The following is a 26,676-nucleotide window of genomic DNA, read 5'->3' as shown; positions in this document are numbered from 1 at the left end:
TCGGAGACAATAAAATCAAGTTGAACACTAATTATTATACTTATGGCAAATATGAATGAGCCTTAAACGAAACGCCAAAATTGTCGTATTCATTCATAATTAATATCTATTAAGACAAAGGAAGCCGTAGTGACAGAAACCAGTAAACCGGGTGCAATGTTAAATAAACCGGTATTTTTTACCTCTTCTCTGGCCATTCTTGTTTTGCTGATTTATGCAGCCAGCAACCCTGACCAGGCCAATACATTCTTCCAGTCACTGCAGGACACAGTGGCGCAAAATGGCGGGTGGTTTTACATCCTCACGGTAGCCATTATTCTACTTACCGTGGTGATCCTCGGATTTTCCAGGTATGGCGATATCCGTCTCGGGCCTGATCACGCCACGCCGGAGTTCAGCAAGCTGACATGGTTATCTATGTTATTTGCCGCCGGTATGGGGATAGGATTGATGTTCTTCGGTGTTGCCGAGCCGGTCATGCACTTCCTGGCGCCACCCACTGCCGACCCGAACAGTATTGCCGCAGTGAAAGAAGCGATGAAAACCACCTTTTTCCACTGGGGCGTGCATCCGTGGGCAATTTATGCCGCGGTTGCGCTGGTGCTGGGTTACTTTGCCTACCGTCACCAACTGCCACTGACACTACGTTCAGCGCTCTACCCTTTAATTGGTGAGCGTATCTACGGCTGGCCCGGCCACCTGGTGGATATATTTGCTGTTACGTCCACTATCTTCGGTGTGTCTACGTCACTGGGTTTCGGTGCAGCACAAATTAATGCCGGTTTGTCTTATGTGTTCGGCATTCCCAGCACAACAGGTGTACAAATTGGCCTGATGGCCGGTGTTGTGGGTATTGCCATCATTTCTGTGACTACCGGTCTTGATAAGGGGATCCGCCGCTTATCCGAAGCAAATATGTTACTTGCCGTAGCATTACTTGTTTTCGTACTGGTGCTTGGCCCGACGGTATTTCTGCTGCAGGCTTACCTGCAAAACATGGGAGCGTATACTTCCGACATCGTGCGGAATACCCTCAACCTGTTTGCCTACGCCAAAACAGACTGGATTGGCGGCTGGACAATTTTCTACTGGGGATGGTGGTTAGCCTGGGCGCCCTTTGTTGGTTTGTTCATTGCCCGTATCTCTTATGGCCGCACCATCCGTGAATTCGTCATGGGTGTACTGCTTATCCCGACTGCATTTACCTTGTTGTGGATGACCGTGTTCGGCAATACCGCTATCGATATGGTACTGGTACAGGGCAAAGACGCGCTGGCTTCAATGGTAAACGAAGATACCTCAGTCGCCCTGTTCGTCTTTTTAGAAAACTTCCCGTTCAGCAGTGTACTGACTTTACTGGCAGTACTGATGGTAGTGATTTTCTTTGTGACCTCCTGTGACTCAGGTGCCATGGTTGTCGACATGCTGTGCTCTAACGGTCGTAACGATACGCCTTTATGGCAACGCATTTACTGGGCTGTCAGCGTGGGAGTGGTGGCTGCCATTCTGCTTTACGCCGGCGGGCTCGGCGCGTTGCAAACCATGACGATAGTCGCAGCACTGCCTTTTTCGGTAATATTGCTTGTTGCACTCTTCGGCCTGATGAAGGCCCTGCGGGTGGAAGATTACAAGCGGGAAAGTATGCAAATAAGTGGTTTTCAGACCAGTACCGGTGACAGTGACAAAAACTGGCGTTCGAGGCTGGAAAACATCGTGTCTTTCCCGAACAAAAAAGCCGTAAATCGCTTTCTGGATAAAACGGTACTGCCGGCATTTAATGATGTAAAAGAGGAATTTGGTAAACTGAATTTTGATGTGGAAATAGAGCAGACAGATAAGTTCATGATGCTGACGGTGAAACTCAACGAGCAGCCTGATTTTATCTATGCGGTTTATCCTACATCCACAGTACAACCGGATTTAAACGGTACGCTGGACATAGATAGTGATGACACGTACTATCGCGCCGAAGTTCACCTGAGTGAGGGCGGACAGGGATACGACATCATGGGCTGGTCTACACTTGCTGTTATCAACGATGTCATCGATCAGTACCACAAACACCAGCACTTTTTACACCGGCTAGTGTGAAATCAGCAGTTCACAGGACGGGCTTATTTATGAGAAAAGAAGAAGAATTATTGGTTGCCCTGCGTAAGGTCATCCGTGCGGTTGATTTACGCAGTAAGCAACTGAGTAAAGATGTGGGTCTGACCGGCCCGCAGTTGCTGGTAATGCAAAATATTCAGGAACGCCCCGGCATCATGGTGCGGGAAATTGCGGAAAGCATCAATCTGAGTCCTGCTACCATTACCAATATTCTTGATCGCATTGAAGCCCGTGAACTGGTTACCCGCATCCGCAGCACCACCGATAAACGAAAGGTTGGCGTGTATCTGACGGACAAAGGTGAAGCGTCTCTGGAAAACGCGCCCCGCCCTTTACAGGAGCACTTCATTGACCGGTTCAATAACATGAAGGACTGGGAACAAAGCCAGATGGTTGCAACGATGCAACGCATAGCCTCTATGATGGACGCTGAGGATATTGATGCCTCACCGTTTCTTGAAGTGGGTTCCCTGCGGGACAAATAAAAAAAGCCACGGTGTTTGCCGTGGCTTCTCTTTAAGGGGGTCTGTTTCCGTTATTAACACGCCGGATGTCACTTAACCTTCACTCATCATTCTTTTGCTTTCAGCGGATTCGGGCGGCCACCGGTCACTTTATCTGCCCGGCCTTCTTCAACGGCTTTTTCAGCACGGCGTTTACGGATCTCTTTCGGATCGGCAATCAACGGACGGTATATTTCAATCCGGTCACCATCATTAACCGTGTCGCGCATTTTGGCCACACGGCTCCATACGCCCACTTTAGTTTTCTTCAAATCGATTTCGGGATGAAGTTCACATAGACCGGAAGCAACAATAATGCTTTCAATAGTGCTGTCTGCCGGCACCGAAATTTCCACCAGCGACTGCTTTTGTGGCAGTGCGTAGGCAACTTCTACCGTTATTTCGTCACTCATCAGTACACGCTCCGTGCCCGTTCCGTAAATGCATTCACCATGCTGGTGGCCAGCCCGCTGAATACCTTACCAAAGGCCATTTCAGTTAAACGGTTACTGAATTCAAAATCCAGATTAAGCGCAATTTTGCAGGCGTCATCAGATAACGGGGAGAACGTCCACCCGCCTGATAATTGCTTGAAGGGACCATCAACCAGACGCATGTCTATACGCCTTGCCGGCTCCAGAGTATTGAGTGTTGTGAACCATTGCTTAATACCGGCTTTCGATACCAGTAACGACGCCTTCATGTGGCTTTCACTGTGGTCAAGAACCTGACTGTCGGCACAGCCCGGTAAAAATTGTGGATAGGCAGCTACATCATTGACCAAATCAAACATGGCCCCGGCACTGTATGCCACTAACGCACTGCGTTGGATACTTGGCATAAACTCACTTTTTATTTCTGATAATTTGTTAAGTCTACCACGACTGTTTATTGTCACCTACCCTTTAAGCGCGCGCTATCGCCCCCATATACCATGGAAATGAAAAGACATTCTGTTTGCAATCGGTATAATGGCGGGCATGAAAAAGAACAAATCCAATCAAAACTCAACCGGCACCATCGCGCTGAACAAGAAAGCGCGTCACGACTATCATCTGCAGGACAAATTCGAAGCAGGTGTGTCGCTGCAAGGCTGGGAATTAAAGAGTATCCGTGAAGGTAAAGTGAACATTACTGACACGTACGTTATTTTGCAAAACGGCGAAGCCTGGCTGGTAGGTGCGCGCATTACGCCGCTGAATCAGGCTTCCACCCACGTGATTTGTGAACCCGAACGGGCCCGCAAATTACTGCTGAATAAAAAAGAAATCGACCGGCTTATCGGCGGCCGTGAGCGTCAGGGTTACTCTATTGTTGCCACTGCCATGTACTGGAAAAAGTGCTGGGTGAAACTCGAAATTTACCTTGCGAAAGGTAAACAGGAACATGATAAGCGTGATACCGTTAAAGATCGCGACTGGCAACGTCAGAAACAACGGGTGATGAAACACAGCGTGTAACCTCAGGTTGCATCGGCGCAATGGTCTCTTTGATCTTTGCGCTGATATACGCTTTGTATACCATCGTCATCTTTCTGCGGTGCAGAATATCCAGAAACAAGCTCCAGAACCCCGTCGGGTTATGCATTGTGGTCAGATCGTTGCCTAAACGTCTCAGCTGCCGGCGTACTTTTGCCATTTTCACCAGCGATGCCAGTGTTTTATCCTGCCAGTCACACTCCGGTTTTATCCCTGCATAATCCGGCTTTTGCTGCCATTTTCTCATCAGGTCCGGCGTAAATGCCAGAGCGCTTGCTATACCCGCGAACGTACATCCGTTGTCTAAAACTTGTTGCACAGTTTCCTGCCGGACAATGCCGCCGGTGGTCATCAGCGGTACGTCAGCCTGTTCAGAAATCTGCTTTGCCACATCTGCGAAGTAAGCGTCTCTACGGGATACGGCAAATCCTTCCTGCGCAGTTCCCTGCATAGCCGGAGATTCATAATTTCCGCCGGACAGTTCTACGACATCCACATTCAATCCTGCCAGCCACTGTGCTACTTCAGTTGCTTCCTGCGCAGTAAAGCCACCACGCTGAAAATCTGCCGTATTCAGTTTCACCATCACAATAAAATGATTGCCGCAATATGCCCTTACCTGACAAACAATGTTCAGTAACAGGCGGGCACGGTTCTTCAGAGAACCGCCCCACTCGTCTTCCCGGCGGTTTGCCAACGGAGACAAAAACTGACTTAACAGGTAGCCATGGGCAGCATGAATTTGCACACCGTCGAAACCGGCTTCTTTTGCACGTCTCGCCGCCTGGGCAAACTGATGGGTGATTTGATGAATTTGTTCACAGGACATCGGCTGTGGTTTAGCAAAACGTTTGGTGTATCGTCCCAGAGAAAGCGGAACGTCTGAGGGTGCCCATGCCACTTCACCAATCTCACGGGGCATCTGTCTGCCCGGATGGTTAAGTTGCATGATGGCTTTTGCGCCACCGGATTTGATCACTGCCGCCCACTTTTCAAAGGCTTTTAAGTCGCCTTCCAGCGGCATAACCACACCGCCAGGGCCGGTCATAGCAGTTGCATCAATCATCACATTACCGGTAATGATCATTCCGGCACCGCCATGTGCCCAGTACCGGTAAAGTGCATAAAGCGCATGATCCGGCTGAAGTTGCTTATCCGCCATGTTTTCTTCCATCGCGGCTTTTACAATCCTGTTTTTAACAACCTGCCCGCATGGCAACGTTACCGGTGTCGCCATTGATATTTGATTTTGCTGCATGATTCCGTGTCTGAAGCTTAAGCGCGACTACTTTATAGGAAATGCCCGGCGCTTTCATGCTTCATGTGCGTTATTTTTTATTTTGCCGTTACGTAAATGATACAGATCAACAGACAGGAACTGACCCACCGTACTGGTTATCTGTTACACTACGGCGGTTTGTATTACCGGAAGCCCTGCCATGAGCCAGCAACAGCCAAATAATCCTTTACACGGTCTGACGTTAGAAAAGATAATCGTGCAGTTTCATGAACATTATGGCTGGGACGGACTGGATGAGCGCATTCACCTGAACTGCTTTTACAACGAACCGTCGGTGAAGTCGTCACTGAAATTTCTGCGCCGTACTCCCTGGGCCAGGGCCAAAGTGGAAGCGCTCTATGTTGAGACTTTTTGTCGTTAATCCATTAACCCGTACCTTATCCGTTTTCTTTCCGGCGCCCTGTCACTGCCCGTAAACCGGCTGAACAGGTTTTACTATCAACAATCACATGCCGCACTATCAAGCGTGTCTTTGCCGGCTTTAAATCATTGATATCACTAAAAACATGACTCCCGGGCGTGATGTGGCTTCGTCAACATTGACAAGCCACTATTACCTTTTCACTAATATGCATTACTTCGCATCCGATCTGAACGTTCAGTCGTTTGGTTCAGGTAGGTTCAACTTGATAGTAAACGGGATAAACGTTAATAATGTGTAAATAGTGACAGCAGACAGCGGAAACTGAGATTTCATGGAACACGAAACATTGTTTCCACTCTTGTGTGAAACGGCAAACGGCAACAAAGAAGCGTTTTCAGAATTGTATAAGCTGACCAGCGGTCAGATGTATGCTGTCGCACTGAAGATGTTGAAGAGGCCTGAACTGGCGGATGAAGCCATTCAGGATGCTTATGTCAAAATCTGGCACAATGCCGGTCAATATCAGCGTGGCAAAGGCACTGTGTTTACCTGGATGCTCAGTATAGCCCGCTATCGTGCACTGGATTTGATGCGCTATCATAAAGTGCGCAATGAAGTGGACTTGTCTGAAGATACACATTTACCTGTTTCCCCGGACGAATCCAATTTGTCTGATGCGGAGCAGAAGAAGCTTGAAGCCTGTATGGATGAACTTGAACCTGCCCAGCGGCAGGCTATCCATCTCGCTTACATTAACGGTTTATCTCATCACGAAGTGGAAAGCCACATGGCGTCTCCGCTGGGCACTATCAAAAGTTGGATCCGTCGCGGATTACAAAGTTTGCAGAGGTGTCTGTCACTATGAATTATCTTACTGAAGCGCGGAGAAACGCCCTCGCTGCAGAATATGTACTGGGTACGTTGCGGGGAAAAGCCAGAGTGCGTTATCAGAAGCTGATGATGCAATATCAGGTTATTGCTGAAACGACCGCCTTATGGGAACAATATCTCGACGGACTGAACCACAGGTTGCCGCCGGTCACTCCGCCTCCGCGCGTATGGCAGGCCATCCAGAAACGCATTAATCCTGAAGAACGGACAGATACGTCCGGTGACATTGTCGCATTCGAACGTAAACGAAGAAAACAGTGGCGTCTGTTCTCCGGCGTGGCCGCCGCTGCTGCGCTGATGATGGCCGTGTTACTCGTTTCCATGACGGAACCTGTCACCGCCCCTGTTGAGCGGGTGGCAATATTTAATGACACCAATAATCAGCCTTTATGGATCATCGAAATTTCCGGCGACTCCCTGAATGTAAGAGTTACCGGAGCACTTGCTGCCAGAACTGACAAGGACTATCAATTGTGGATGGCGCCGGCCGGTGGCGGTGCACCAGTCTCCCTGGGACTGCTTCCCAAAAGTGGAGATATCACCCGTATTCCGCCCTCCATGTTGCTGGACAAAAACGTTACGGTACTGGCTGTCAGCATGGAGCCACTCGGGGGCTCGCCGAACGGTTCACCCACTGACGTGCTTTACCACACCAACATATTTTCTGTTTAAAGCCCTCATAACACGGCTACCGGCGCAGCACGACAACGTACTGCGCCACGCCCGTTTCATCCCTTATTATTTACCCCGTTAAATCTCGAAAAATAAAAAATTTAAAAAAACTTATATTTTTTGCATCCGGTTGCATCTTCCAGTCGTTTGGCTTGTTGTACGGACGCAGAAAAGCAGGCGCGTCTTTGAAAATGCATGTCACATACGGAGACAACAATGCTGAATACACAGACGAAAAACGCACCATTCAAATATTCTCTTCTCGCAACGTTACTGGCTGTTTCACTGGCCGGCTGCAGCGGCAGTGATGGCGACGACGGCATGGACGGTATGGATGGTGCTGACGGCCAGGATGGTACGCCGGTCCTGACCACCGGAACGTTCCTGCGCGCAAACAACGGTGACGAAAACCGGGGCACGGTGGACTGGATTGATCAGGACGGGGACATGCTGAGCAGTTTCGAAACCGGCGCCAATGAAGGTATTGTGTTGTCCTATTCAGGCACACTTTATCAGGCAGGAGACAGCGGTGAACCCATGCTTGGCGCATTTTGCCGTATTGCAGGCAGGGAAGACGGAATGATGATGTCGTCTGTCGATTCCCAGATTATGGGAGCAAACACCGGTCTCACAAATCCTAAAGGTATAGCACTGGCTGATGACAGCGGTATGATTTATGTGGCTGACTTTAACGCAATGCGAATTGCTGTTTTCGGCAGTGCTGCAGCAGGTGATGTAGCGCCGGTTGCTGAGATCATGTTGCCGGCACAGCCCTGGGATGTGGCCGTAGATGAAAACGCTGACCGGATGTACGTGGCGCTTACCGACGGCACCATCGCGGTATATGACAATGTTATGGGTTCAGATTTCGCGCCGTCAGTGATGCGTATTATTGTACCGTCAGATGCCAGTGGCACACAGATTTCCGTAAACAGTCACGGCATTGTCTACGACGCAGACTCGGACCGTCTGGTGGTTTCCGATGTGGGTGATGCCAGTATTGCCGATGACGGGCAGATCTTTGTGATCAACAATGCTTCCACCGTTGACGGTGCCGTGGAACCGGCGCGCACCATCGCAGGCCCGTCAACGATGCTGGGCAACCCTGTTGATATTATTCTGTCGGGCACCACACTGCGTGTCGCGGAAAAATCCAACGACGCGATTCTTGTTTATACAAATATATTTAGTGGTGACAGTGGCGATATTGCCCCGACCCTTGCCACGTCTTCAGTAAAACCCGAATCCCTCGCAGAATTGACGGATATGCCTGAAATGGCAGATTTTTCTGACCAGGCGCTTGCAGATGTGACCATCGGCGGTGTCAGTGCCAGCAGTAACCCTGCTACTGCCGGCGATACAACAGGCATAGTAGTGCAGTTTGATGCCTCTCTCGGTAGTCAGACTGCTATGTTCGATACTGGCATGAGTATCGAAAGCGTTGCTTACTCAGTCAACGGTGACGGCTTCGTTACCTATGATGACCCGGAAACAGCCATGGGCGGACTACTGGTAGTGAACCGGATGGCATCCATGCGCGATGACGGCATGTTCAGCCTGTCTCAGGACCGTGAAATTATGGGCGACATGACAGGTCTGGTAGCGCCAAAAGGACTGGACGTAAACAGTGAGCACGCTCTGGTGTTCGTCGCAGATGTTAATGAAACTTCACCCGCCGTCCGCGTGTTTTCTGGCTGCGCAGCAGGCAATGTAATGCCTGTGATGACACTATCAGCATCTGACGGTGCACGCCCGTGGGATGTGGATTACGACGCTGAAACTGACCGCGCTTTCCTCGCCCTGACAAATGGCACTGTTGCAGTGTTTGATGAAGTTACCCGCAAGATGATGAGCGGCACCAGTGAAATTACGGGTGAAGACCGCCTGCTTATACCGGCCATGAATGGTGAGGCGATTGCTGCACCCACCAATATTCACGGCATTGACTATGATGCTCAAAGTGATGCGCTGGTCATATCTGATGTGGGCAGTGCCGACAGTGCCACAGACGGCAAACTGTATGTCATTCCTGATGCCGGCATGGCAGATGGCCTCACAGATATGACGGTTAACATTGCCGGTCCCTCAAGCATGCTGGGTAATCCGGTAGATATTATGCTCAGCAACGGCAATGTATACGTGGCAGAAAAATCCAACGGTATGATCCTGCGATTCGATGACATTATGAATGCCGCAAGCGGTGACATGGCACCGGATTACAGTGTTTCATTCACAGCACCTGAATCAGTAGCCGTACTGCCAGCTTATCTGTGGTAGCTTTAGCAAAAAAGCCGCTTTAAGCGGCTTTTGTTTCAAACGTCAGACACCAAAACACTCTTAACCGCGCGTTTTGAATCTAAACCCGATGCACTGGTTTATGCTTTACAGTGCATCGAGTGGGATTTCCAAATTGTGGTTATCTTCCGATATACGGTGCCAACGACGATACGTTTGGTAACCCGCTGCCCTGATTTCAAATTCGTAGTTACCGGGCGCCAGCAACATTCCTTCCTGATATTTTGGTTTTATATTCATAATACGGATCGCAGCCCCTTCGACATTCGATATAACTGTCAAAGGAACCGGTTTTTGCGTTGCTCTTGCTGACAGCTCGGTAGCATTGGAAGTGCTAGGTGTGATGGGCAATATCTCGTCCAGTCCCGCGAGTTTGTGGGTTAACGGCTCTACTTTTTTGTAAATGCCGGTATGCGCTTCGAACGATAACCCCAAAGGATGAAGAATAGGTTGAGCGTGCAAAGTCCAGCCAAGCACAGTCGAAAACACAGGATGACCATTTTCTTCGACCTTTTCCAAAAAGTGGTTTACCGGACTGTCGGCTCGCGCCGTAAATGTGCTTTGCACCAGAAGTGAAGGCAAAAAACAGATAAGCAAAATTGGTATCGATTTTATAACCCACCTAGACCATTTTGGCGTGTGCTCTTGCCAGTCAGGCTTGAATAATTCAAACGCTTTAATGGGTAGCTTTAAAATTGTTAGACAGATTAAAAACAAACTTAAAAACATTGAAATAGGCGGGATCAGTACAGAACGTAGCGCTTGTTTACCGGCTTCCGCATATTTACCACCGTTTTCGAAATGCACTCTGGCATCTGAAATCATGTCAATGTAGCGAAGCGTTCGTTTTTCGATGTTGGGGTCGAGCACATACTGTTTAAAATTCGCCTGACTCCAATCGGCGTGAACATTATCGACATACATATCGCCCATTTTCTGGGCAATTATACTCTGAACACTGGGGTGAAGCTGAAAATCCTGCCATTGCAAATTGACAGGAAGCGACAATCCTTTGCGCTGCATCGCATCGTTCCAACCTGCATCGGCGTCGGTTTTAACTTTATTTGCAACGGCTTGCGAGAATACCAAACGTTGTTCAACCCGCCAGTCTGCCGGCAGCGCCAAGCCTTTTGTTTTCAGAGTATTGCGGATTCGCTGTTGTGTCTCATCATGATTCCGAAAAGCGCCCAAATCCGGAATTCCCATAGGATATCCCGTATCTTTTTGGAACTGGGCCTGAAAATTGGGATGAGCAAGAATTCTGCGCTGGTAATGGGTAGGATCATCGGTGTACTTATAGCGCTTGTCCTTTATTCCACCGTCTCCCCCCGTGGCCAAGCTTAACGCTTGTAATAAGGTCGATAAGCCTCCGGTGATAACGCCGGCAATAGCAGTATTGGCGGTATTTTCAAGCCCACTCACATCTTCTTCTATGAGCCAATAATTAGGTTCAACATATCCCAGTCCCGCTTTATCTATCTCCGATTTATATCGGGCCTGTAGTCGCTCAATACACTGAGTTCTGCGGTCTCTTTGAGAAGATTTCGAATAACGCTCCAAACATTGATTTGTCTGTTTATGATATTCAAAAATCCGCGGACCGTATTTTTGTGCCCTTGCCTCGGCCCGCGCGACATATGTTTTCGTTGCTTGCTGATAATCACTCCAGCCTTGATTAATTTTTTGCTCTATTGATTGCCAATATTCTTTCTCTTGCTGCGGTATGCCAGCCAATTTCTGGTTGTAGGTATTCGATCCTTTGGCATAGTCTTCGTAGCTCTCCGACAATTGCACATACAAGCTCGAAAAATCTTGATAATGCAGATCGAAGTCGCGATAAGTCTGTTTTTGAACAAATTGCCTGACAATTTGATGTTTGTAGTTTTCCAAATTGGTGGCGAGTTTATTGTCGGCATACAGTAACCCGCCAAATAACGCTAAAAAGGTGAGATTTTCGGAGCTGTTTTGTAACCCGGTATCGTACTCAAGCCCGGTCACCGAAACGGCATTTAACGCCAGTGCGTCCCTGAAAGCAGCACTCAACACCGCTTGCTCGCGTTGTTCTGCTGAAGAAGACGCGATAAGTACTCGCTCTACTATAATTTTTTGACCGAAATAAACTGTTGGCCATACTACACACGCTAAAGCGAACAATATCGAAAAACCTGATATCGCAGACCGAAAATATCTAGCGGGAAGAAAATCAGCCAGAAGTAAAGTAGCGCCTATTCCTGAGATAGCGCGACCATACACTTCCAATTGCTCCAGTTGGCTGTCTTGTGGCGTGCCAAGACCAATAAGTGACACCAGTTGCGCGTTAAAAATCGCTTCCGGTATTAAATAAGCAACGCTAAGAACAAATAAAAATACTCGCCACAGTGTAGGTTTACAAGAAGGGGGCGTCATTTGAATTCCTTAGATCAACTTCAACTGCCCGATCAGTCTTTAGATCAACTTCACTCTCCCGCTCTTTCGGGCCTGCTTTAAGTTCCAACATAACAGGGATAAAAGCAGGGCTTGTCACATCGTTATTTATCGTCTTGAGCTGGCCACCGAGTGCAGGGTAAAGACCATTATCAAAGTAGGTGTCTACTTCATCTAGACGCTCCAAATCCAGATCAATAGGCAACAGAGCGATACGCTTAGTATGGTCGGTAGAGCCGATATAAGTCCGCATAGCAGGCAATCCATATTGGCTACAGAACCCGTAAAGTGTGTCATCAATAATGACCGAATCGGGCCTTGAGTTTGAGGCTATTTTGAATAGTGAATTAGCGTGATAAGCGTGGTCGTTAATGGTGTATGTTGCGACGGGTATCCCGTAACTGCTGACTAGCGATTTAATGCGACTTGCTTGTCCCACATACTGACGAATATCAATTGCCAGTCCGAAATTTCTTTTCAGCGCTTTTTTAAGCTTACTTATACCGGAGCTAGAATCGTAGCGCTTTTCCTTGTAGCGGCGAAAAGCAAACCCGGCGATGTCTTCAATTCTTTCCTGATTATCCTGATAGATGTTGTCGCTAGACGCCCCTTTTTCGAGTTTGGCTTTTAACACCCTCATCGATTGTTCTGCCGGACTTTGGATAAAAGATAAAAAGACCTGGGAATTTATGTCGCGCATCCGCTCCAAATTTCTCAGTGACAGACCGGAGTAGAAATAGCGACCTTGCCCGATGATCTTAAATGCCAAGTAATCGAGCATTTCTAATTCTTTCGTTGATGCATCGGACTTGATCTCTATATTCAGTTTTTTGCTCAAACCCGCGATTGACGCAAACGCTTTAGCCAATGTACGAAAATCTGGCGGCAGAACATTCAATAATTGTCCCGAATTCTGATCACGAGCACGAAGGTAGCCCCACTCTTTTTCGTAGCGGATTCGTTCGATTTTTCTTCGCTTATTATCAATCGTTCCCGTTTCTCTACCTGTTTGTTTATCGTGATGAACAACCCACACGCCATCAAAGGTGACCCGTACATCGATTTCGACAACGTCAAAACCATTATCTATTGCGTCGATAACAGCATTTACGGAGTTTTCAGGATGACGAATTGAACCTCGATGACTCTGTAGTTGATAATCACCACACTGTTTTGCGTTGAGGTAATTAATATTATTGAGAGAGGATAGATAAAAACCACGAGCCTCGAATGCTTCATTGAGGGCTATTCTTTTGGCACTTACGGTTTTTGTGTCGCGAGTTGACGTGGGTGGCGTACTGTTACAACCACTCAGAAACAAGATAAAAACGCTGGCAACAATTAAAAATTTGCGGCTGATAAAGTCCATTTTGAGTCGCAATACTACTGATAATATGTAAGTTTTAGCCAGAGTATAGGAAATTATTTCGCCAGAAACTAGCCTTTATTTTGTTTCAATTAACAAACTCTCAATTTTCTCTATAACCAATGCATTGACGAAAATTCACTAAACCCGCAGTTGGTGTTCCGATGTCAATTCTCCTTTCAAACCGCTACTTGGTGACCTCTACGCACGAAAGATTTCCAGAGTTTTGTGAGCCCTAGTGATCCACTTGCCAGCTAAAAACGAACTAAGCTTACTATCCTGACACTTAGATGGGTTTCGGTGATGCTGGATTCATGTTGTAAATCATTATGATTGCAGGTAGAATCCAGCCAAGTTTGTCACTCACAGTATTGTTAGGTGAGTACTTATGATTCTCCGAAAGGGGAGCCCTCGGGGCTGATTAGGATTCGACAGGATCTAGGAAGCTGGAGGTGCATGCAGAGGAGCGGTTTGCCTCTTAAAAAGCCGCATTTAAATAGTCGCAAACGACGAAAACTACGCACTAGCCGCTTAATAACCGGCATAGGCCCTTCCCCCTAAGCTTTGTCTGCTAGCCAGGATTTTGGAAGGTCATTAAAGCAAACTAGCGAGGGAAACTCTCCTGAGGTTGAACCGCGAAATAGTATCAGGACAGCTACCAGGAACCCTGTTTGTCGGGGTCCAAAGTAGTTAAATAAAAGACAAACTAAGCATGTAGTACCAAAGGTAGACATTTTCTGGACGCGGGTTCAAATCCCGCCAGCTCCACCAATTCAAAGTTCAAGGGCGTTTAATACGCCCTTTTTCTTTGCCTCAAACAACTAAATATCAATGACTTACGATAAAATAAGCCCTTAATTATCGATTACGGGTTCATTTGCGTTCGTTGTTGTTCAGGACTCTTTGTGGTACTTTTTGTGGTACAGGTTAAAAATCACTCTCTGAGTACCACATAAAAATGCCAAAAATCGTAAAGCCTCTTAGCTTTAGTGAAGTAGACAAAGCTAAAGTTAAAGACAAAGAATATCGCCTTAGTGATGGTGGCGGATTATTCCTAAGAGTCAGATTGTCGGGAACCAAAGATTGGATATTCAGATATCAGGCTCCAATCACCGGTAAACGTTCTGATATTAGTTTTGGGGCTTTCCCTACTGTGGGCTTGGCAGATGCACGGGCAAAGCGCGAAGAAGCAAAAGTTTTACTCTCGAAAAACATTGACCCTAAGAACCATAAAAAAGAGCAGCTAAAGAACGAACAAACCCGACTGGCGAACACCTTAAAAGAAGTCGCCGCGCAATGGTTCAAGGTTAAGGAAAACGAAGTTACACCGGACTATGCTGAGGATATATGGCGATCTCTGACATTGCATGTATTCCCTGCAATGGGAGATATCCCAATATCGAATGTAAACGCCACAGACACGATTTTAATAATCAAGCCTCTTGAGGCCAAAGGAAGCCTTGAAACTGTTAAACGTGTTTGCCAGAGGCTAAATGAGGTTATGGTGTTTGCCGTTAACACCGGTCTCATACAGAGCAACCCACTTTCGGGTATCAAAGCCGCTTTCAAAACACCGCAAAAAAAGAACTTCCCTACCCTTAAGCCTAATCAGTTACCAATGTTAATGAGAGCGTTAAGTACAGCCAGCATCAAAATAGTGACACGCTGCCTCATTGAATGGCAGTTACACACGATGGTTCGCCCTAGTGAAGCGGCCCAGGTTAAATGGTCTGATATAGATTTTGAAAACAAAACATGGACTGTTGCCCGTTTCAAAAATAGCCATAAGACAGATTACGTTCACATAGTACCGCTGTCGGATCAGGCACTGTCTATTTTAGATTTCATTCAACCTCTAAGCGGAAAACGTGAATATGTATTTCCCGCTGACCGAGATCCTAAACGCCATACCAACGAGCAGACCGCAAACATGGCATTGAAGCGCATGGGCTTTGAAAAGGTGTTAGTCGCTCACGGCCTGCGCTCAATAGCCAGTACCGCACTCAATGAACATGGCTTCGATCCTGATGTTATTGAATCATGCCTGGCTCACATAGATAAAAACGAAGTTAGACGCGCATATAACAGGGCCGACTACTTAGAACGGCGTAGAGTGGTAATGGCTTACTGGTCAAACTTTATTGAACAAGCGGCTAAGGGTAATACCGGGATAGCCACCAGCAACATTACACAGTTGAAAATGGCTAATTAAGCAGGTTTATCAAGTCTAGGGTAGCTCCCGAAAAGCCGAAACCCTGTCGGCCTGGCTTGATAGATATCAGGGTTATATTTGAGGGAAATATGAAAGGTATTGTTGAAAAGCCTTGGTTTAATGTGCGTGACCTAATGCTTAGGTGGAATTTGAATTGTAATGAAGTTCTAGACTTAGCTCTTGACCGAAAAATTAATTTCTTTGTGGATATTGACCTTTCCCCCAAAAATAACACCATGACATTGATGAGATTTCCAATAAACTGGAGACAATGGAGATCTCAACATGAAGAAACGTTACAGCGAAGAGCAAATTATCAAGGCAATCAAGCAGCATGAAGCTGGGGCCAAGGTAGACGACATATGCCGTGATATGGGCATATCGTCGGGTACGTTTTATAACTGGCGAAGCAAATATGCGGGCATGGAAGTCAACGAAGCTAAGCGGCTCAAAGAATTAGAGTCCGAGAACAGTAAGTTGAAAAAGATGCTGGCTGACAAACTTCTTGAAGTTGAAGCGATGAAGGATGTGCTGTCAAAAAAGTGGTGACGCCAGCAGCAAGAAAGCCTGTAGCCCGCTATTTGATTGATGTATTTAAGCTCAGTGAACGGGTTGCTTGTAAGCTTGCTGGTGTTAGCAGAACGGGATTTCGCTACTGCCAAAAAGGTAAAGCTGATGATTCAGTTCGTTCACGTTTGAAAGAGCTGGCGTCTCAATATCCTCGATACGGCTATTTAATGCTTCATGGCTTACTGAAAGGTGAAGGTCTGGTTGTTAATCGCAAGCATACATACCGACTTTATACCGAAGAGGCGCTCCAGGTACGTACTAAGAAGCGTAAAAAGCTAACGCGACCAAGACAGCCAATAGAGGTGCCTTCAGCGCCGAATCAACGCTGGTCTATGGATTTTGTATCAGACCAGCTAAGCAGCGGAAGGCGCTTCCGCGTTCTGAACGTGGTTGATGATTTCTCTAGAGAAATGGTTGGACAGCTAGTCTCGGTATCAATTAGCGGACGACAGGTCGCTCGTTTTCTCAGCCAACTGATAGAGCTACGGGGAAAGCCTAAAAAGGTGATTTGCGACAACGGTACAGAATTCACCAGCAAGGCGATGTTCTTCTGGAATAAAGAAACAGGTGTTGAGCTTGGATTTATCCAACCAGGTAAACCGACACAGAATGCATTTGTTGAGAGCCTGAACGGTAAGTTCAGAAACGAATGCCTGAATCAGCACTGGTTCAGAACCTTAGATGAAGCAAGATACGAAATCGATCTATGGCGCGAACATTACAATAACGTTCGACCACATAGCTCACTGAATTACCTGCCGCCTGTTGAGTATGCAAAACGGGCAGCATAATATGAAAAATCTCATCGGAAGATTGGTGCTAATTCGGGGGAAAGGTCAATATTAGGAAAAAGCAGCAATACATATATGAGGGACATCATTTTGTATGGGATAACGGACATGAATCCTCGAGTAGTTTAATGAATGTATGGGAAGATTTATTGTTATCTCTATACCGACCAGAATATATAGATGATTTAGTAACACCTCGTGTAACTGGAGGTTTCGTAACCTGTCCCGATTTTGGAGTTGATGAATATTTCAAAATCGAAATTAAGCCCGGTTTTACAAGTGATGACCCTCGTTCTGAAAATTACTGCCCTCCTCCTGGCTTCGTTGTTTATCAAGAGGATCTCATTATTCCTAGAGAGAGTGTTCACACATTCGAAAAATCATTTACGGCTGACACTAAAAACGAAAACCCAGAAATCAGTGAAAAAATCGAAGGAAAGTATCTTAGGATCATCAAAGGGCTAATGGATCTTTTAAAAGAAAAGAGAATAGCTCCATATACTCAAGACCTCATCGTTGATAAGTTGCTTGAGAAATATGCTGATGCCGATTCATTTCCAGGCGATACCTCGATTAAGCAGGTATTTGCTAAAGCAAATAAGCTTGAACCCTGATCGCAAATTGCTTAGTTGCGATTTTAAATTTCGCAATTGCGATGACCAGTAAGCTTGAGTAATTGATTATTAGCTCCGTCAAACAAACGAACGGAGCTAAACTCAAATGACTCAAGTAACCATCCTTAAGCTTAGTGAAACACTCAAACGCGTCAATAGATGTAAAACGTCAATTTGGAACGATGTTAAAGAAGGCATCTTCCCCCCACCAATAAAGACAGGCAAAACTTCGGCTGGCTATATTGAAAGCGAAGTAGACGCAGTGTTACTAGCGAGGTCTGTTAATTTCTCTGATGACCAATTAAAAGATCTGGTAGAGAAACTTGTTCAGAAACGCCAGGAAAGCGCTTCTCGCCTAATTGCTGAACTGATGGCTTAGGGGGCTTAGAAATGAAAAACGCCCCTGACAAAGCCAGAAGCGTTCTTGATAGCAAAGACACAAGCGCCGCTACACAACGCAATCAAATAATAGCACTTCTAAAAGAACATCAAAGCTTAAATACCCTCGAATTGCGAGGCTACGGTTTCATGGCTCCTGCAACGCGAATATTCGAATTGAGGGCGCAAGGATACGTTATCCCGACAGTGTCAGAGACCTACATAGACCAGGCCGGAAAAACTCACAGAAACGTTGCCCGTTACTACCTTTCTTCTCAACCTTCAAAACAAGAATAAAACGGAGGGTGCAATATGAGTGTAGTTTCGAGAGAACGAGCAGCCATTGAATTTGGGTTACAAGTTTCAGCAATCCTTGACGATGGTGCGCTACACAGAGTACCGACAAAAGCTAAGCCAAAAGCCCAGAATGGATGGTATGTATCGTTTGGTGATGTCCTTGTAATGGGTGACTGGCAAACCGGCTTAACTGCGACTTGGAAAGGTGAAGGAAACCAGCTAACCAAAGCTGAGCAGAGACGGATCAGACAAGCCATCGATAATGCTAAGAGAACCAAAAGCCAGCAACGAAAGTCCACGGCATTAAGAGCTGTACAAATGTTTAATGCCGGAGTCCGCTTTACTGCTCACCCTTACCTCACAAACAAGGGTATTGAAAATGCCGAGGGATTAAGGGTTCAAGGCCAATGGCTTTTGATTCCTCTTTTCGATGTAGCGAGTGGCAACCTGGTTAACTTACAAAGGATCTCGCCGGACGGTCAAAAATTGTTTTTAAAGGGAGGTCAGATTACAGGGACAGCATGTTTTATCGGTGTAGATGATGGCCTTAGCTATTCTGAGACGTTTTTTATCTGCGAAGGGTATGCAACCGGCTCAACGCTTCACAAAATCACCTCACAGCCAGTTCTGGCCGCTATGAACGCGGGAAACCTGTTGCCGGTTTCAATTGCTGCAAAAAGAAAGTGGCCTGTTAGTGAGTTTGTTATTGCTGGAGATGATGATTACCTGACGTTTACCAAACATGGCACTAATCCAGGACAAGAGAAAGCAGCCGCCGCAGCTGTTGCTATCAATGCCAAGGTAAGTTACCCGCCCTTCACGCTGGAACAGAAAAAACGAGGTATGACTGATTGGAACGACTACTACCTAAATTCATTGAAGGAAGGAGCATCGGCCTAATGAGCAACATCGTTGAACAACAAGCACAAAAGCCTGAAATAGATTTCAGCGGTATGGAAAACACCAAAGCGATTGATATTTTATCGTCCTTGCCTGTTTTGGACTATGAGCAGGCCAGAGACCGCGCAGCAAAGGCGCTTAATATCAGAGCTAAGGTTTTAGATGACGAAGTAAAAAAGGCGAGGAAAGCAGAAAGTGAACGCACTGCGGATTATGGTTTGTTTGAGACAGTACAGCCATCATTCGAGCCAGTGAGCGGCGATGCACTATTAAGCCGGATCGAAACACTTAGCATTAAGCATGTTATCTGTGAACAGCACACACGAACCTCTGTCAGTCTATGGATAGCCCTGACTTGGTTAACTGATCACGTTGATTGCTTGCCAATTGCCAATATAACCGCGCCTGAGAAAAACTGTGGCAAATCGACCCTTCTAGCTTTCATTGGCAAACTGGCATACAAGCCCCTTACAACCAGTAACACAACATCAAGCGCATTATTCAGAATAGTAGAGGAGTGGCAACCTACCCTCCTCATTGATGAAGCAGATAGCTTCGCAGATGATGACGAAGCTTTACGGGGAATTATCAATGCCGGACATACCCGCGACAGTGCATATGTGATTCGTTGTGTAGGTGATGACCACGAGCCGCAGAGATTCAGTGTTTGGGGAGCTAAAGCACTTTGCGGAATAGGTAAGCGAGCAGGAACCATAGAGAGCCGTTCGATTAACTTAATTCTCAGACGTAAAAGACCAGACGAACAAACTAGCCGTTTGAAAACCAGCAAAAAGGATTTTGAGGAAGTAAAAAGCCAACTAGCAAGATGGGCAGATGACAACGGCCAGCTGTTAGCTTCTTACTTGCCAACCCTACCACCAGCATTGCAAAACCGAGACGCCGATAATTGGGAGCCACTTCTCGCAATAGCGGATCTGGCTGGTGGCGTATGGCCTGATAAAGCCAGGCAAGCAGCTTTAGCATCGTTAAATCTGGAAGATAGCTTAAGCATTAATCAGGAACTTTTGAGCGACATAAGAGAACTTCTTGAACCAGTTCACTCAAAGCATATTTTTTCTGCTGACTTGGTAGAGCAATTATTAAACATTGAAGATGCACCTTGGTTAAATTACAACCGAGGCAGACCACTCACCCAACGGCAACTAACCACAAAACTAAAGGATTTTGGCATCCACTCAGGAACGAGGAAGCTTGGAGGAATAACAAAAAAAGGATACACCGTATCTGATTTTCAAGACGCTTTTGAGCGGTATCTCCCTATCCCCCCTATTTCAAACGTCACCTCGTCACCTTCCAGTAATGGCGGGGCTTACAGCGATTTTGAAAACGTCACCTCATATAACAAGGTGACGAACGAAAAAAGGCTACAGGCCAATAATAATGCAGGAGGTGACGAGGTGACGAATAAAAACAGGGTAAACGGCTCTCCCCTCCCTTGGAGTACAAAAATATGAACGCCCAAGAACTAATCTGTGAGGTTGAAAAGCAGGGCATTTCGCTGACAGTTGATTGCGGTTTTCTAATCGTTTCAGGCACTGGTGATAGAGACCACCAGCTTACATCTGAACTTGCCGATTTATTGAGGGAGTGGAAACCTAAGTTAATACCAATCATTCAGAAACGAAAGGCAATGAAGGTTTTGCGCCTGGTTATTGATGGTAAAGCGATTACTTGTCTAGACCCTGTTAGTACTAGCGATGAAGAAGCCATACAAAACCAACGAGGGCGATGGGGAGACCGCTTAACCAGTATTGCGGTTCAGTAGGCAGTCGCAGTGGGCGCTTTCTTTAGAGTCCTACTTCTGCTGCAACCTTAACTCACATGCAGTTTTTACCCATTCAGAAAAGCTTTCGCTGGTGGATTGCCGATTATCTTCTACCCGCTCAAGTAGCGAATCTTCGAAACGGATATTTTTACGAGTAGAGCCAGAACGCTCATCTGAACGCTTTGGTGAATTTCTCTCTTGCATTGGGTGTGTACCACTTTTATATTGGGTGTGTACCGAAACTATAGTTAAACATTTCACTAATGACAAAACAAAACTATGAGGAAACAATCATGACTAATGAGCATTTGAATACAAATATGAACATCGATCTTGAGAACATCAAAAGCAATAACATTACTAAAGCTCACGCGATTGGAATGTTACTTCAATCACACTTTGAAGATGATGGAAGGCTTAATGACCAAATTATTCAAAGTGCTATTTGGGCAATGAATGACCTGTTAGGCGAAGCTGAGGAAGCTGAAAACAAGATTGCGGAAAATAAGCAGAGTTGAGACCGCAGCCTAAACCTTCACGGATACAATCATAACCGGCGCTGTATAGGCGATTGAGGATACTTGTCTTACAGTCGCTGATGCTGTTAAAGCGTTAGAAGTCGGCTGCTTTCGTTCACGCCTATAGTGTTCACAGTTGCGGATTTTCTCAGGAGTCCGTTTCAGACCTTTATAAGGTTTAAATATCCGCGAAATATAAGAGTTTGATGTCAGGTTTTGACAGGTTCTAGTCACTTACCAAACTATAGCTTTCTTAAGTACCTGGGCAGGGGAAATTGTCTAAGCATTACTTAGCAACACCGTTGCCCTTTATCAGCACTCCGCAACTCATAAACTATTTCTTGCCCTAGTCCTGCTTTTCGCTAACGGATAGCCTGACCATTCCTTTTAATATGTAAGGGTGTAACCAATGAATGAGTATATTAACGCCGTGGCGAACGGCGAAGTGGTAACAGGATACAGAACCATAACCGGCAAAAGGAAGTTAACGCAGACGGTGACCTATGGCGGTATTACTGAGCCTGACAACTGCCAATACAAAGCCAATGCTAAAGACGGTGAAATGTTGGCAGTAGCACAGCTTACGCTGGTACAAATTGCGACAGGCCGGACGATGAAGAAGTAACGAAAAGCCCCTGATTGCTATAGTTGTTGGGTATGTACGAATAGGAGTTTCTTACAAAGGTAAAATTAACTTTATGTGGTACGTTTTGTGGGACTAGCAATCAATAAAAATAAAATACACCAAAAATTACAATGATTTAGACATCTAATTCAGATGTCGCCAGCTCCACCAACATCGAAGGGATGTAGCTCAATATCAATGAGTTACGTCCCTTTTTCATTTCGGGTGTAAGCAGTTTTACTTCTCCGCTTTCTCCGGCGCAGTCTTTTTAGAACCCCGCACAGCTTTATTTAGTAAATCCAGTTCCTTTTCAGTGAGGTTACGCCACTGACCCGGTCGAAGATTACCTAAAGTCAGGTGCATGATGCGTGTGCGTTTCAGTTTGGTCACTTCGTAGCCGAGGAATTCGCACATACGGCGGATTTGGCGGTTTAACCCCTGAGTCAGGATAATGGTGAAGCGATCACGGCCACGGGATTCAAGCTGACAGGGTTTGGTGACTGTGCCGAGGATGGGTACGCCACGGGACATTTTTTGTAAAAAGCGTCCGCTGATGGGCTGATTCACAGTCACATCATATTCTTTATCATGGGCGTTTTCTGCCCGCAGGATTTTATTCACAATGTCGCCGTCACTGGTGAGCAGGATCAGGCCTTCAGAAGGTTTGTCGAGACGACCGATGGGGAATATCCGCTCTTTATGGCCTATCGCGTCGATGATATTGCCTTTGACATGACGTTCCGTTGTACAGGTAATACCAACCGGTTTGTTATACATGATGTAAATCCGGTCTGATTTATCCGCAGCCACCGCACCTATAAGCTTACCGTCAACTTTGACTTTATCCCCCGGCGCCACTTTGGTGCCCAGTTCAGGGAGCTTATCATTAATGGTTACCCGTTTTTGTTCGATGAGTTTATCTGCTTCGCGCCGGGAACAGTGACCGGTGTCACTGATGTATTTATTAAGACGTTTTGCCTGATCTGAACTCATAACGGGGAATAACCTTTAACTGACAACTTTTTATGAAGTTGCCAAGGATACATGATTCACGGCTTTTTCACTTAGTAAACTTCACCTGAGAATACTTTGCGGAGCAGAAAATAGCCAAAATAGTGCTAATACGCTGAATCAGCGGATTAACGCTCTTTTTTACTGTGCTCTTCCGCCGGGGCAGCCTGCTCACTGTCATTGTTGTCTTTGTTTTTGCTGCCGGCTTCGGTTACCACGAGGAAATAAAGGACCAGCATAATGGTGACAAAAACCACAACGATGATCATACCGATGAAGGTGGTGCCGGTTGCTGCATAAGAGGGGGCAGCGAACAAAAATAACGGTAAAAGCGGAAGGTATTTCACCAGAAAACTCCGGAAGATGAACTGAATGACGTATTATTCCTTTTCAGCGTCGGGGATCAAGGTGAAAGGGCTGCTTTTTTCTTAAAACCCGATCTGAATCAACCCTGCGTATTATTCACTTCTCCGTGGACAATTCCTTTTCTGCCGTTTTGCTTTGCACGGTAAAGGGCTTTGTCTGCCAGAAGTATAAGCTCTACCGGCCTGGTGTTTTTGTCGCAACGCAAAGACGCAATGCCGGCGCTGACAGTGATAAAATCACTCACTGCAGATTCCGGAAAAGGTATTGCCAGCGCAGCAATTTCATCCAGCAACGTTTGCGTAATACTGTGCGCTTCTTCAGCGGGAATACAGGGCAACAGTACAGCAAACTCTTCTCCACCATACCGCGCTGCTACATCATCCGGTCTGCGGGCAACCCTGCTCAATACTTCACTGATTTTTTTCAGTACTTCGTCACCGGCCACGTGGCCGTATGTGTCGTTGTACTGTTTGAAAAAATCCACATCCAGCATGACCAGATTTAACGTGTTGCAGCTTCTTGCACATCGGCGGATGGCCTTTAGCAAACTGTTGTCGAAAAAGCGCCGGTTGGCAATACCGGTCAGGCCGTCTGAATTTGCCAGTACATCCAGCTTTTGATTCGCGGCCAGTAATTCGTTACTTACCCGTTCGAGGGCGATGCGGTTTGCCTGACTTTCCAGTGTATTACTCAGAATTTCGCCGATGAGCTTAAGATAACGTACGTCGTTGTCCTGCCACTCATAGGGTGAACCCACCACATCGCAACCGACAAATCCGGTGAGCTCATCGTTGATCCGTATGGCAACACACAAAATAGAACTGATATTTTCACGCTGAAACTCCGCCTTTTCTCCGGCGGCTTCCTCCGGCAGATCACTAACATCATTTATTCTGAACAGCTGCTCAGAGAAAATGGCGCGGGTAAAGTAAGGGAGCTCTGTTGTTACCACGCCCTGCAATTGCTGCTTATAGGGCTGCACACCACTTGCTACCCATTCATGGGTATTGGCCATGGTGGTTTTGTCTGCAGAAAAACGGAACAGGTAGCACCGCTGAACACCACGGAATTTTCCGTATGCACCAAGGCTCTGCTCTATCAGAGGATCCAGCTCAGCATGTTTTACATTGATTAATCTTGAGGTCAGTGTTGAAAGCAATTCGGTGAAGGCCAGCTGATTGTTCAGTAATGGCTGAGCTGACATAGGTGTACTGTGATTATTCAAGGTGTTTCCCTGCTACCTGAGAAAAAACAGCGGCTACTTTTTGCAACCACAATCTCTACAACAAAAGTATAGCCTATATGTCACAGAACGCATTTTATTAGCGATTTATCTTTAGCCTGTAGGTTATCCGTTAGCCATCTGCAAATATCGGATTTGTCAGGACGCCCTACCCGCTTCACGCGCTGCCAACGCTTGAGCAAACAATACGGATTGTTATTATGCGTTTACGCCCAACTGGTTCATCTCTTGTTCTGGCCGGTTCTCTTTGTTTTTCGCTTTTCAACGCTGCCTGTGCAGATACCCTTTTTAAACAGGCTACGCTGTTCGACGGCACGGGTAAAAAACCTTTCGTTGCAGATGTGCTGGTAAAAGACGGCCGCATCAGTCAGATAGCCGCTTCCATCAGTGACGCGGGAAATGCTGAGGTTATAGATGCCAGCGGCAAAGCCATGTTACCCGGTTTTTTTGATATCCACGTGCACTGGACACCGGGTGGTGAACCTCCTTCTATTCCGGCCATTGCTGAGCAATACGTTATTCATGGTGTCACCACGGTCACCGATTTTCATTCTGCACCAGAGTCTTATGCACCCAAGCGCGCCTGGCTGGCGAACCTGAGTGCCCCGCATGTGGCTTTCGCTGCGAGAATGAGCACACCGGGTGGTCATGGCGCAATGTGGGCAGATAACCACACCACGTATAAAATTTCCACTCCGGAAGATGCCGCTGTTGCCATGAAAACGCTGGCGCCCTATAAGCCCGATCTCATCAAATTATTTGCTGATGGCTGGCGCTATGGCCGTAAGGAAGAAAATACCAGCATGGACGAACTCACCATGAAGGGCATGGCTGATGCTGCTCACCCTCTGGGTCTGCCTGTTGTGGCTCACGTGGTAACAGTGGATCGTGCGAAGAAAGCTGCCGGTGCCGGTGTGGATGTGCTGGTACATGCTGTTCAGGACGGCGACGCAGATGAAGAACTGGTTCAGGCCATGCTGTCAGCTAACATGACCTATTCGCCCAGCCTGGCGGTGTATGAAGTCACAGAAGCGAAAAAGGCTTATTACGACGAAGAAGCACTGGCCATGGCAGACAACCGTCAGAAACACTCTATGTACAACTTAAAGTTGTTCAGTGAAGCTGGCATTCCTGTAGCAACAGGGACTGACGCCGGTATGCCTAAAACACCACACGGCAGTTCCACTCACCGTGAGATGGAGCTTTTAGTTGCCGGAGGGCTGACGCCGGAGCAGGCACTGGTTGCCGCAACCAGAAACAGTGCTGCCGCCCTGAACTTGCTGGACGACAGAGGGACTCTGGAAGCCGGTAAGCGTGCTGATCTTGTGATCATTGACGGCACACCCTGGGAGTCAATCTCAGATACCCGCAAGGTTGAACAGGTCTGGATTGACGGCGAACTGAAGGCGCGTAACAACACTCTTGTCACGCCGCAGCCCGAAGGCTTACCGGCAGCGGTAAAAGCCACTGCATTGATTGATGATTTTGAGTCTTCATCGGGCAGAACGGCATTGAATACGGTGTATATCAATCACCGGGATACCGGCGTAGGACACAGCCGGTCATTGTCTCAGCGGGTGCCGAAAGAAGATGGCAGTGGCTATGCCTATTTCATGCAGGCTGCTTTGTCTAATAAGGAAGAACCGGAAGCTTCAGTACGGATGCACTTTACTCCGGGCGCTGTAGTTCCGGTAGATGCTTCGGCTTATAAAGGCATCACGCTTTCAGTGCGTGGCGAGGGAGCATATTTTGTCAGCCTGACAACGGGCAGCGGCGAATGTGAAACCTCATTCTCAGCCACCCCGGCCTGGCAAACGGTGCAGTTACCCTTCAGTGCATTCTGTGACGGAAAACTGGACAGTGCACAGTTGCTGATGCTGGAGACCGGAAAGCACGGTAAAGCCGGTGATTCAGTATGGATGTCAATGGACGACATCAGTTTCTATTAACGTAAGACAGGCCC

The 26,676-nt window shown here is 46.9% G+C and carries 27 protein-coding genes and 1 other RNA gene; 20 read left to right on the top strand and 8 right to left on the bottom strand.

The genetic code is table 11. The features are described 5' to 3' along the window. Window positions 1-156 precede the first annotated feature (156 nt). Both DS731_RS09365 and DS731_RS09360 read left to right on the top strand, forming a co-directional pair. A complete protein-coding gene (locus DS731_RS09365) occupies window positions 157-2,091 on the top strand; it encodes a BCCT family transporter (protein ID WP_232373551.1) in 1,935 nt (644 codons plus the stop codon). Window positions 2,092-2,120: 29 nt separating this feature from the next. Further along, a complete protein-coding gene (locus DS731_RS09360) occupies window positions 2,121-2,594 on the top strand; it encodes a MarR family winged helix-turn-helix transcriptional regulator (RefSeq protein ID WP_119501061.1) in 474 nt (157 codons plus the stop codon). An 86-nt stretch (window positions 2,595-2,680) separates the two neighbouring features. Here DS731_RS09360 and DS731_RS09355 read toward each other — a convergent pair whose 3' ends face one another. Next, window positions 2,681-3,025: an RnfH family protein gene (locus DS731_RS09355; RefSeq protein WP_119501060.1), complete on the bottom strand. Its 345-nt coding sequence runs from the start codon at window positions 3,023-3,025 to the stop codon at window positions 2,681-2,683. Continuing rightward, window positions 3,025-3,453, bottom strand: coding sequence for a type II toxin-antitoxin system RatA family toxin (locus DS731_RS09350; RefSeq protein ID WP_119501059.1), 429 nt, complete (start codon window positions 3,451-3,453; stop codon window positions 3,025-3,027). Before DS731_RS09350 ends, DS731_RS09355 begins: the two co-directional genes overlap by 1 nt. Before the next feature lie 139 nt (window positions 3,454-3,592). On the opposite strand from DS731_RS09350, the gene smpB reads away from it, so the two are divergent. Further along, the gene (gene smpB / locus DS731_RS09345) at window positions 3,593-4,072 is read left to right on the top strand and encodes an SsrA-binding protein SmpB (RefSeq protein ID WP_119503376.1); all 480 of its coding nucleotides are present in this window, start codon (window positions 3,593-3,595) and stop codon (window positions 4,070-4,072) included. On the opposite strand, the gene DS731_RS09340 is transcribed toward smpB, so the two are convergent. After that, window positions 4,017-5,348 (bottom strand): NADH:flavin oxidoreductase/NADH oxidase family protein, encoded by a 1,332-nt coding sequence (locus tag DS731_RS09340; protein WP_119501058.1) that lies wholly within the window; start codon window positions 5,346-5,348, stop codon window positions 4,017-4,019. The two genes, smpB and DS731_RS09340, sit on opposite strands and share 56 nt — an antisense overlap. Before the next feature lie 181 nt (window positions 5,349-5,529). Between DS731_RS09340 and DS731_RS09335 the strand changes: the two genes are divergently transcribed. The 4 genes from DS731_RS09335 (at window position 5,530) to DS731_RS09320 (ending at window position 9,594) form a co-directional block, all read left to right on the top strand. Then, window positions 5,530-5,751, top strand: a complete 222-nt coding sequence (locus DS731_RS09335) for a VF530 family DNA-binding protein (RefSeq protein WP_119501057.1) — start codon at window positions 5,530-5,532, stop codon at window positions 5,749-5,751. 334 nt (window positions 5,752-6,085) lie between these two features. Next, entirely contained in the window at window positions 6,086-6,619 is a 534-nt protein-coding gene (locus DS731_RS09330) for an RNA polymerase sigma factor (RefSeq protein WP_119501056.1), read from the top strand. Then, complete coding sequence (locus tag DS731_RS09325) at window positions 6,616-7,317, top strand: anti-sigma factor (RefSeq protein WP_119501055.1); 702 nt, start codon at window positions 6,616-6,618, stop codon at window positions 7,315-7,317. The genes DS731_RS09330 and DS731_RS09325 overlap by 4 nt, the downstream gene beginning before the upstream one ends. 216 nt (window positions 7,318-7,533) lie before the next feature. Then, window positions 7,534-9,594 (top strand): hypothetical protein, encoded by a 2,061-nt coding sequence (locus DS731_RS09320; protein WP_119501054.1) that lies wholly within the window; start codon window positions 7,534-7,536, stop codon window positions 9,592-9,594. 105 nt (window positions 9,595-9,699) lie between these two features. Here DS731_RS09320 and DS731_RS09315 read toward each other — a convergent pair whose 3' ends face one another. Together DS731_RS09315 and DS731_RS09310 are read right to left on the bottom strand one after the other, a co-directional pair. Beyond that, window positions 9,700-12,018 (bottom strand): carboxypeptidase regulatory-like domain-containing protein, encoded by a 2,319-nt coding sequence (locus DS731_RS09315; protein ID WP_119501053.1) that lies wholly within the window; start codon window positions 12,016-12,018, stop codon window positions 9,700-9,702. Beyond that, window positions 11,999-13,405: a glycerophosphodiester phosphodiesterase gene (locus DS731_RS09310; protein WP_119501052.1), complete on the bottom strand. Its 1,407-nt coding sequence runs from the start codon at window positions 13,403-13,405 to the stop codon at window positions 11,999-12,001. Before DS731_RS09310 ends, DS731_RS09315 begins: the two co-directional genes overlap by 20 nt. A gap of 410 nt (window positions 13,406-13,815) precedes the next feature. On the opposite strand from DS731_RS09310, the gene ssrA reads away from it, so the two are divergent. The 12 genes from ssrA (at window position 13,816) to DS731_RS09250 (ending at window position 22,093) form a co-directional block, all read left to right on the top strand. Further along, window positions 13,816-14,173: a transfer-messenger RNA gene (gene ssrA, locus DS731_RS09305) on the top strand. A gap of 187 nt (window positions 14,174-14,360) precedes the next feature. Then, the gene (locus DS731_RS09300; RefSeq protein ID WP_119501051.1) at window positions 14,361-15,614 is read left to right on the top strand and encodes an integrase domain-containing protein; all 1,254 of its coding nucleotides are present in this window, start codon (window positions 14,361-14,363) and stop codon (window positions 15,612-15,614) included. 89 nt (window positions 15,615-15,703) lie between these two features. Beyond that, window positions 15,704-15,952 carry a hypothetical protein gene (locus DS731_RS21945; RefSeq protein WP_161599138.1) on the top strand — a complete coding sequence of 83 codons (249 nt, stop codon included), beginning with the start codon at window positions 15,704-15,706 and terminating at the stop codon, window positions 15,950-15,952. Beyond that, a protein-coding gene (locus DS731_RS09295; protein WP_119499497.1) for an IS3 family transposase occupies window positions 15,900-16,975 on the top strand; the annotation gives its coding sequence in 2 pieces (ribosomal slippage) (window positions 15,900-16,149 and window positions 16,149-16,975; 1,077 coding nt in all). The genes DS731_RS21945 and DS731_RS09295 overlap by 53 nt, the downstream gene beginning before the upstream one ends. Before the next feature lie 128 nt (window positions 16,976-17,103). Continuing rightward, on the top strand, window positions 17,104-17,589 hold the full coding sequence (locus DS731_RS09290; protein ID WP_119501050.1) for a hypothetical protein: 486 nt from the start codon (window positions 17,104-17,106) through the stop codon (window positions 17,587-17,589). A 106-nt stretch (window positions 17,590-17,695) separates the two neighbouring features. Further along, on the top strand, window positions 17,696-17,968 hold the full coding sequence (locus DS731_RS09285) for a helix-turn-helix transcriptional regulator (RefSeq protein WP_119501049.1): 273 nt from the start codon (window positions 17,696-17,698) through the stop codon (window positions 17,966-17,968). An 11-nt stretch (window positions 17,969-17,979) separates the two neighbouring features. After that, window positions 17,980-18,264, top strand: a complete 285-nt coding sequence (locus DS731_RS09280; RefSeq protein ID WP_119501048.1) for a helix-turn-helix domain-containing protein — start codon at window positions 17,980-17,982, stop codon at window positions 18,262-18,264. Window positions 18,265-18,279: 15 nt separating this feature from the next. Next, window positions 18,280-19,164 carry a toprim domain-containing protein gene (locus DS731_RS09275; protein ID WP_119501047.1) on the top strand — a complete coding sequence of 295 codons (885 nt, stop codon included), beginning with the start codon at window positions 18,280-18,282 and terminating at the stop codon, window positions 19,162-19,164. Then, the gene (locus DS731_RS09270) at window positions 19,164-20,639 is read left to right on the top strand and encodes a DUF3631 domain-containing protein (RefSeq protein ID WP_119501046.1); all 1,476 of its coding nucleotides are present in this window, start codon (window positions 19,164-19,166) and stop codon (window positions 20,637-20,639) included. Before DS731_RS09275 ends, DS731_RS09270 begins: the two co-directional genes overlap by 1 nt. Continuing rightward, on the top strand, window positions 20,636-20,950 hold the full coding sequence (locus DS731_RS09265; RefSeq protein WP_119501045.1) for a hypothetical protein: 315 nt from the start codon (window positions 20,636-20,638) through the stop codon (window positions 20,948-20,950). Before DS731_RS09270 ends, DS731_RS09265 begins: the two co-directional genes overlap by 4 nt. Before the next feature lie 293 nt (window positions 20,951-21,243). Beyond that, window positions 21,244-21,468 carry a hypothetical protein gene (locus DS731_RS09255; protein ID WP_119501043.1) on the top strand — a complete coding sequence of 75 codons (225 nt, stop codon included), beginning with the start codon at window positions 21,244-21,246 and terminating at the stop codon, window positions 21,466-21,468. A 409-nt stretch (window positions 21,469-21,877) separates the two neighbouring features. Further along, a complete protein-coding gene (locus DS731_RS09250) occupies window positions 21,878-22,093 on the top strand; it encodes a hypothetical protein (protein ID WP_119501042.1) in 216 nt (71 codons plus the stop codon). A gap of 237 nt (window positions 22,094-22,330) precedes the next feature. Here DS731_RS09250 and rluF read toward each other — a convergent pair whose 3' ends face one another. The 3 genes from rluF to DS731_RS09235 all read right to left on the bottom strand — a co-directional run bounded on the left by rluF (window position 22,331) and on the right by DS731_RS09235 (window position 24,695). Continuing rightward, window positions 22,331-23,086 carry a 23S rRNA pseudouridine(2604) synthase RluF gene (gene rluF, locus DS731_RS09245; RefSeq protein ID WP_119501041.1) on the bottom strand — a complete coding sequence of 252 codons (756 nt, stop codon included), beginning with the start codon at window positions 23,084-23,086 and terminating at the stop codon, window positions 22,331-22,333. Between the two features lie 146 nt (window positions 23,087-23,232). Further along, window positions 23,233-23,451: a hypothetical protein gene (locus tag DS731_RS09240; RefSeq protein WP_119501040.1), complete on the bottom strand. Its 219-nt coding sequence runs from the start codon at window positions 23,449-23,451 to the stop codon at window positions 23,233-23,235. A gap of 98 nt (window positions 23,452-23,549) precedes the next feature. Then, on the bottom strand, window positions 23,550-24,695 hold the full coding sequence (locus DS731_RS09235) for a sensor domain-containing diguanylate cyclase (protein ID WP_150154267.1): 1,146 nt from the start codon (window positions 24,693-24,695) through the stop codon (window positions 23,550-23,552). Between the two features lie 218 nt (window positions 24,696-24,913). Here DS731_RS09235 and DS731_RS09230 point away from each other — a divergent pair, with 218 nt between their 5' ends. Next, window positions 24,914-26,662, top strand: coding sequence for an amidohydrolase family protein (locus tag DS731_RS09230; RefSeq protein ID WP_119501038.1), 1,749 nt, complete (start codon window positions 24,914-24,916; stop codon window positions 26,660-26,662). The last annotated feature ends 14 nt before the right edge of the window (window positions 26,663-26,676 follow it).

The organism is Alteromonas sp. RKMC-009, assembly GCF_003584565.2.
GTDB lineage: Bacteria > Pseudomonadota > Gammaproteobacteria > Enterobacterales > Alteromonadaceae > Alteromonas.
Note: the sequence above shows the minus strand (reverse complement) of the source record. Positions and strands in the feature narration are given on the sequence as shown.

Coding starts and splice junctions, on each gene's coding strand:
- DS731_RS09365 (WP_232373551.1), top strand. CDS start 157: ATGTTAAATAAACCGGTATTTTTTACCTCTTCTCTGGCCATTCTTGTT.
- DS731_RS09360 (WP_119501061.1), top strand. CDS start 2,121: ATGAGAAAAGAAGAAGAATTATTGGTTGCCCTGCGTAAGGTCATCCGT.
- DS731_RS09355 (WP_119501060.1), bottom strand. CDS start 3,025: ATGAGTGACGAAATAACGGTAGAAGTTGCCTACGCACTGCCACAAAAG.
- DS731_RS09350 (WP_119501059.1), bottom strand. CDS start 3,453: ATGCCAAGTATCCAACGCAGTGCGTTAGTGGCATACAGTGCCGGGGCC.
- smpB (WP_119503376.1), top strand. CDS start 3,593: ATGAAAAAGAACAAATCCAATCAAAACTCAACCGGCACCATCGCGCTG.
- DS731_RS09340 (WP_119501058.1), bottom strand. CDS start 5,348: ATGCAGCAAAATCAAATATCAATGGCGACACCGGTAACGTTGCCATGC.
- DS731_RS09335 (WP_119501057.1), top strand. CDS start 5,530: ATGAGCCAGCAACAGCCAAATAATCCTTTACACGGTCTGACGTTAGAA.
- DS731_RS09330 (WP_119501056.1), top strand. CDS start 6,086: ATGGAACACGAAACATTGTTTCCACTCTTGTGTGAAACGGCAAACGGC.
- DS731_RS09325 (WP_119501055.1), top strand. CDS start 6,616: ATGAATTATCTTACTGAAGCGCGGAGAAACGCCCTCGCTGCAGAATAT.
- DS731_RS09320 (WP_119501054.1), top strand. CDS start 7,534: ATGCTGAATACACAGACGAAAAACGCACCATTCAAATATTCTCTTCTC.
- DS731_RS09315 (WP_119501053.1), bottom strand. CDS start 12,018: ATGACGCCCCCTTCTTGTAAACCTACACTGTGGCGAGTATTTTTATTT.
- DS731_RS09310 (WP_119501052.1), bottom strand. CDS start 13,405: ATGGACTTTATCAGCCGCAAATTTTTAATTGTTGCCAGCGTTTTTATC.
- DS731_RS09300 (WP_119501051.1), top strand. CDS start 14,361: ATGCCAAAAATCGTAAAGCCTCTTAGCTTTAGTGAAGTAGACAAAGCT.
- DS731_RS21945 (WP_161599138.1), top strand. CDS start 15,704: ATGAAAGGTATTGTTGAAAAGCCTTGGTTTAATGTGCGTGACCTAATG.
- DS731_RS09290 (WP_119501050.1), top strand. CDS start 17,104: ATGAATGTATGGGAAGATTTATTGTTATCTCTATACCGACCAGAATAT.
- DS731_RS09285 (WP_119501049.1), top strand. CDS start 17,696: ATGACTCAAGTAACCATCCTTAAGCTTAGTGAAACACTCAAACGCGTC.
- DS731_RS09280 (WP_119501048.1), top strand. CDS start 17,980: ATGAAAAACGCCCCTGACAAAGCCAGAAGCGTTCTTGATAGCAAAGAC.
- DS731_RS09275 (WP_119501047.1), top strand. CDS start 18,280: ATGAGTGTAGTTTCGAGAGAACGAGCAGCCATTGAATTTGGGTTACAA.
- DS731_RS09270 (WP_119501046.1), top strand. CDS start 19,164: ATGAGCAACATCGTTGAACAACAAGCACAAAAGCCTGAAATAGATTTC.
- DS731_RS09265 (WP_119501045.1), top strand. CDS start 20,636: ATGAACGCCCAAGAACTAATCTGTGAGGTTGAAAAGCAGGGCATTTCG.
- DS731_RS09255 (WP_119501043.1), top strand. CDS start 21,244: ATGACTAATGAGCATTTGAATACAAATATGAACATCGATCTTGAGAAC.
- DS731_RS09250 (WP_119501042.1), top strand. CDS start 21,878: ATGAATGAGTATATTAACGCCGTGGCGAACGGCGAAGTGGTAACAGGA.
- rluF (WP_119501041.1), bottom strand. CDS start 23,086: ATGAGTTCAGATCAGGCAAAACGTCTTAATAAATACATCAGTGACACC.
- DS731_RS09230 (WP_119501038.1), top strand. CDS start 24,914: ATGCGTTTACGCCCAACTGGTTCATCTCTTGTTCTGGCCGGTTCTCTT.